General features: G+C 35.6%; 6 protein-coding genes. 4 read left to right on the top strand and 2 right to left on the bottom strand.

All coding sequences use genetic code 11. The annotated features are described in order from the left end of the window. Positions 1–244 (bottom strand): phytoene desaturase family protein (locus tag ABI367_RS09320; protein WP_462229892.1); only part of this gene is annotated, 244 nt, incomplete at its 3' end. Between the two features lie 99 nt (positions 245–343). Here ABI367_RS09320 and ABI367_RS09315 point away from each other — a divergent pair. From ABI367_RS09315 to ABI367_RS09300, 4 genes are read left to right on the top strand one after another with little or no spacing between them, the layout of a single operon-like run. Continuing rightward, on the top strand, positions 344–1,177 hold the full coding sequence (locus ABI367_RS09315) for a phytoene/squalene synthase family protein (RefSeq protein ID WP_462229890.1): 834 nt from the start codon (positions 344–346) through the stop codon (positions 1,175–1,177). Then, positions 1,177–1,728 (top strand): hypothetical protein, encoded by a 552-nt coding sequence (locus ABI367_RS09310; protein WP_462229888.1) that lies wholly within the window; start codon positions 1,177–1,179, stop codon positions 1,726–1,728. Before ABI367_RS09315 ends, ABI367_RS09310 begins: the two co-directional genes overlap by 1 nt. After that, positions 1,725–2,402 carry a lycopene cyclase domain-containing protein gene (locus ABI367_RS09305; RefSeq protein WP_462229886.1) on the top strand — a complete coding sequence of 226 codons (678 nt, stop codon included), beginning with the start codon at positions 1,725–1,727 and terminating at the stop codon, positions 2,400–2,402. Before ABI367_RS09310 ends, ABI367_RS09305 begins: the two co-directional genes overlap by 4 nt. Then, positions 2,399–2,635 carry a cytochrome b5 domain-containing protein gene (locus ABI367_RS09300; RefSeq protein WP_462229884.1) on the top strand — a complete coding sequence of 79 codons (237 nt, stop codon included), beginning with the start codon at positions 2,399–2,401 and terminating at the stop codon, positions 2,633–2,635. Before ABI367_RS09305 ends, ABI367_RS09300 begins: the two co-directional genes overlap by 4 nt. 16 nt (positions 2,636–2,651) lie before the next feature. Here ABI367_RS09300 and ABI367_RS09295 read toward each other — a convergent pair. Beyond that, positions 2,652–4,513, bottom strand: a 1,862-nt coding sequence (locus tag ABI367_RS09295) for a hypothetical protein (RefSeq protein ID WP_462229882.1), incomplete at its 5' end; no start/stop codon positions are given.

Genomic DNA, 4,513 nt, shown 5'->3' with positions numbered 1-4,513 from the left:
GGTAATAATCTGACGGTTTTTTGCCAAACAGGGCAAAGAAGTTTTCAAAAACATCGGGCATCCAGTACCAGCTTGGGCCCATGTCAAACTTAAAGCCGTCGGTTTCCCACACACTTGCACGGCCACCCGGCTGACTGTTTTTTTCAATAACGGTAACTTTAAAACCTTCTTTAGCCAGTGCGCACGCCGCCGAGAGCCCTGCGAAACCACTACCAATTACAACAATATGTCGGTTTTTATCCATAAGTTTAACAACTACACAAAGTAAGCAAATAGTTTGCGGCAAATACCCGTTTACAATTACAGTGTGTAATTTTTGTACTTTTGAGTAAGCCCTTCTGTAATGAACTTATACGACGAAACCAGTTTTGAGTGCAGTAAGGTAATAACCGAAAAGTATAGCACTTCGTTCAGCAGCGGTATAAAAGCTTTTGACGAAAGGTTGCGCTATCCTGTATATGCCATATATGGTTTTGTGCGTTATGCGGATGAGATAGTAGATACCTTTCATGACCAGGATAAGGCAACACTTATTGCCGAGTTTAAGCAGGATACTTACCGGGCCATCGCTCAAAAAATAAGCCTTAACCCGGTATTACACGCTTTTCAATATACGGTTAACCAATATGGTATTGAGCAGGAGTTGATAGAAGCTTTTTTACGGTCGATGGAGATGGACCTGGATAAAAAAGCTTATGACGAGGCCAACTATAAAACCTACATATATGGCTCGGCCGAGGTTATAGGGCTGATGTGCCTGCGGGTGTTTTGCGAAAACGATGACGCTTTATACCAATCATTGTTACCAGCGGCGAAAAGCCTGGGCTCGGCATTTCAAAAGATCAATTTTTTGCGCGATGTAAAGTCTGACTTTGAGGAACGGGGCCGGACGTATTTCCCCGGCGTGGATTTTGAAAACTTCACCCAACAAAATAAGCGCGATATTGAAAAAGATATACAAACCGAGTTGGACAAGGCCTATAAAGGCATAAAGCAATTACCCCGTGGGGCGAGGCTGGGGGTATATATTGCCTATAAATATTACCAGCAGCTTTTTAAAAAAATAATAAGTACACCGGCCAATACAGTTTTGCAGCAGCGCATACGTGTATCAGATGCGCATAAAAGGGCGTTATATTGCAAAGCATTGCTTAAACGTAAACTAAGAATAATTTGATGGTAAAACGGATATTGGTAATAACGATTATAATGGGGTTGGGTATTGCGGTACAATACGCATCGGCACAAACAATCGCACCAAAAAACAAACAACTGCGACACCAATTATTACAGGCGGTTAACAGTAGCAAAACTACCGATTCGTTGTATAGTAGTTTGAACGCTACGCCCAACAAGTCGCCATTATTAGTTGGTTACATGGCTACGTTGCAGGCCCTGCAAGCCAAGCACACCTGGAACCCCTATACTAAAATAAAACAAATAAGCAATGCCGAAAAGACCTTTGGCAAAGCCATTGCAGCCGATCCGCATAGTTTGGAGTTACGCTTTATGCGGTTTTCGGTAGAGTATCACTTGCCCGGATTTTTAGGCCTCAGTAAAAATATGGAGGCCGATAAGCAGGAGATATTTTTGCAGCTAAATAATAAACAACAGGTAATTGCCGATAGAGACCTAGTGGTAGGTGTTATCAACTTTCTGCTGGAAACTAATACCCATACCGCTGCCGAAAAAATTGACCTGAATAAACAGTTAGCATCCTTACAGTGAAATATACCTACCTGCTCATTAACTTTTTAACCATACTGTTCCCGGTAATATTATCGTTTGATAAGCGGGTGCGGTTTTATAAAAGCTGGAAATTTATTTGGCCTGGCATGGCCATTACGGGTTTGGTTTTTTTGTTTTGGGATGTGCTGTTCACTATAAATGGGGTTTGGAGTTTTGATGCAAGGCATATTATCGGCATTAAATTTTTTCAGCTACCACTGGAAGAAATTTTATTTTTTTTAACCGTACCCTTTGCCTGTCTGTTTATTTACGCCTGTATAAACTACTATGTAAAATGGCAGCCATCTGCTCAATGGACACGCATTATAACCAACCTGCTAATTATATTTTCTGTATTAGCGCTTATATTTTACTACGATAGGTTATATACGCTGGTAACTTTTAGTTTGCTATGGGTGCTGTTGGTGTTTTTACAATATGCCTTCAAAGTAAAATGGCTCAACAGGTTTTACTTAACGTACCTGGTGGCACTAATTCCGTTTTACATAGTGAATGGTTATTTGACTGCTATACCTGTGGTGTTGTATAACGATTTGCAAAATATGGGCGTTCGCGTAGGCACTATCCCTTTAGAAGATCATTTTTATTGTATGGCCATGTTGTTAATGAATGTGGGCTTTTTTGAGTATTTTAAGGGCAAAGAAAGTAAATGAGCAAATTACCTACCTATACCAAATCGCAACTGGCACTGCGCAACGGGCAGGACAAGCCCGAGGTTTGGATAGCCTATAAAGGTTTGATATATGATGTTACCGACAGCCGCCTATGGCGCAACGGCAAACACTACGAACACTGGGCAGGGCAGGACCTAACCCCCGAACTGAAAGATGCTCCGCACGATGAATGGGTGTTTCAAAATTTTGACCCGATAGGGAAGTTGGGGTAATTGTAAGTTTATTGCTCTATCTTTTCCAAATATTTATATCCATTTCTAAAAAATCTTTTACTCTTTTATTAAAATCAGGGTCTGCACCATTTGTAATTTTAAAAAAAGCAGAACTTTTAATTTTTCTTTTAAAAATAGATTCACATATATTTTTGAGAAGATTTGTTTTGTTTGATACGAAGAATTTTATTGTTTCAAAGAAGAGAGTCCCAATGATAATATAAGTAGTATCTTTTGTAAATTGTTTCATCAAAACTACCGATAGGGGAATAATTATAACGGTAATTAATATATCAATATATCTTGTGATTGCTTTTGAGTTGTCATAATGTATTTGAATTTCATTTAATGCATTACTAAGAGATTGCTGATATTTTTTATCGCCTGATTTAGCTATCCTAAATTGTTCATCAAAATAAGTCTCAGCATATTCTTTAAATGATTTTACCTCTGGCTCATGATTTACTTCATCAAATCCATTTTTAAATTTAACATCTGCGTATGTTTTAATAACATCTTTAATAGTGTATGAATCCGACGTGATATTTCTTATTTCATCAATAAAGTTTAAAACATCTTTCCCTTCATATTTAAATTCGGTGGTCCTTCTTTTTAAAAATTTATTAAATGCTTGATAATCCTTCTCTTCATCTTCTTCATCATACAAAGCATTATGTAAAATATATAATTGTGAAGGCAAAATAGTTTCTGCTATTAGTTCTTCATTCTCTTTTGCAAGAATTGAATTTAATAAACGATCAGTAGTTAAATAAAATGATTTTATGTCTGTATAGCTGTAATTATTAGTTTTTCTGATACTCCTTACTAAAAGAATATTATGAGCATCCACTTTGGCTGCTGTTTTAGAATATCTTATTGAAGCATTATGCTCTTTTTTCTTATCATAAAGAAAATCTTGCAAAAGTTCAACATGATTAGGTTTAAAAGTACTGGCAACAGTTTCTATATTATATTTTTCACCTAAATGTCTTAAATCGCTTAACAATTTTACCTGATACTGTTCAGGTGATTTAACCGTATTATTTATTTTACATTCTGCATAATGTGTAATAAAACTATTATTAAACAATAAACCATCTTCGGAGATTAAATCCTGCAATATTTCAATCGACTTAGATTCAGCTCCTTTTTTTATATCTAACAAGCTCGATTCTATTTTTCTTACGACTTCTTTATGCGTTTCAACAGAGTAGGAAAATTTAATTCCTTGGTGTAAACATGATTCAATGAGTTTTACAATACTAACTTGTCTTTCAACCCCATTTACTCCTAGTATTCTAAATATTATGTTTGTATCAAGACAGTATTCCTTCCCTTTGAAAATTTGCTCTGTAAATTGTTTTACTCCTTTTCCAGAAGTGACGATGGCAAACTCAACAGCTTTTAAGAAAACATTAAATAAGGCAATATCTTTCTGCTGATTTTTTTCATCAAGAAACGCATTAAATGCTTCGATTTGCTCGCGATTAGATTTACTTCTAAGTTCTTCAGGAATAATGGTTTTTATATTACTAACAGTAAAAGAGTTGATATTTTCATAAATTGACTGAAATAACAATCTTTCAATACCGAGTTTTGTTTCTTCTGACAAATTATGCTTATCGCTAAAAGTATTAATGTAATTTTCTATAGAATGTTCATTAATGTTTCTATTTATTAACGCATATTTTTCTGGAGTTAAATTAAGATAAACATCCTGAGCCTCAGATTTTACTTCAAAATTTTTGCTTTTTTCAAGAAGCTGCGAAAATAATTCTGAGTCAATATTTATTTTAAGCTTATTAGTTATATGATCAAAGCACGCAGCTCTTGATAACGGTGTGTTATCATTCTCATATAAAAGCTCGCAAATAAGAG

The organism is Mucilaginibacter sp., from assembly GCF_039935595.1.
In the GTDB taxonomy this organism is placed as follows: domain Bacteria; phylum Bacteroidota; class Bacteroidia; order Sphingobacteriales; family Sphingobacteriaceae; genus Mucilaginibacter.
This window is presented reverse-complemented; position numbering and strand designations above follow the sequence as displayed.

Coding starts and splice junctions, on each gene's coding strand:
- ABI367_RS09300 (WP_462229884.1), top strand. CDS start 2,399: ATGAGCAAATTACCTACCTATACCAAATCGCAACTGGCACTGCGCAAC.
- ABI367_RS09315 (WP_462229890.1), top strand. CDS start 344: ATGAACTTATACGACGAAACCAGTTTTGAGTGCAGTAAGGTAATAACC.
- ABI367_RS09310 (WP_462229888.1), top strand. CDS start 1,177: ATGGTAAAACGGATATTGGTAATAACGATTATAATGGGGTTGGGTATT.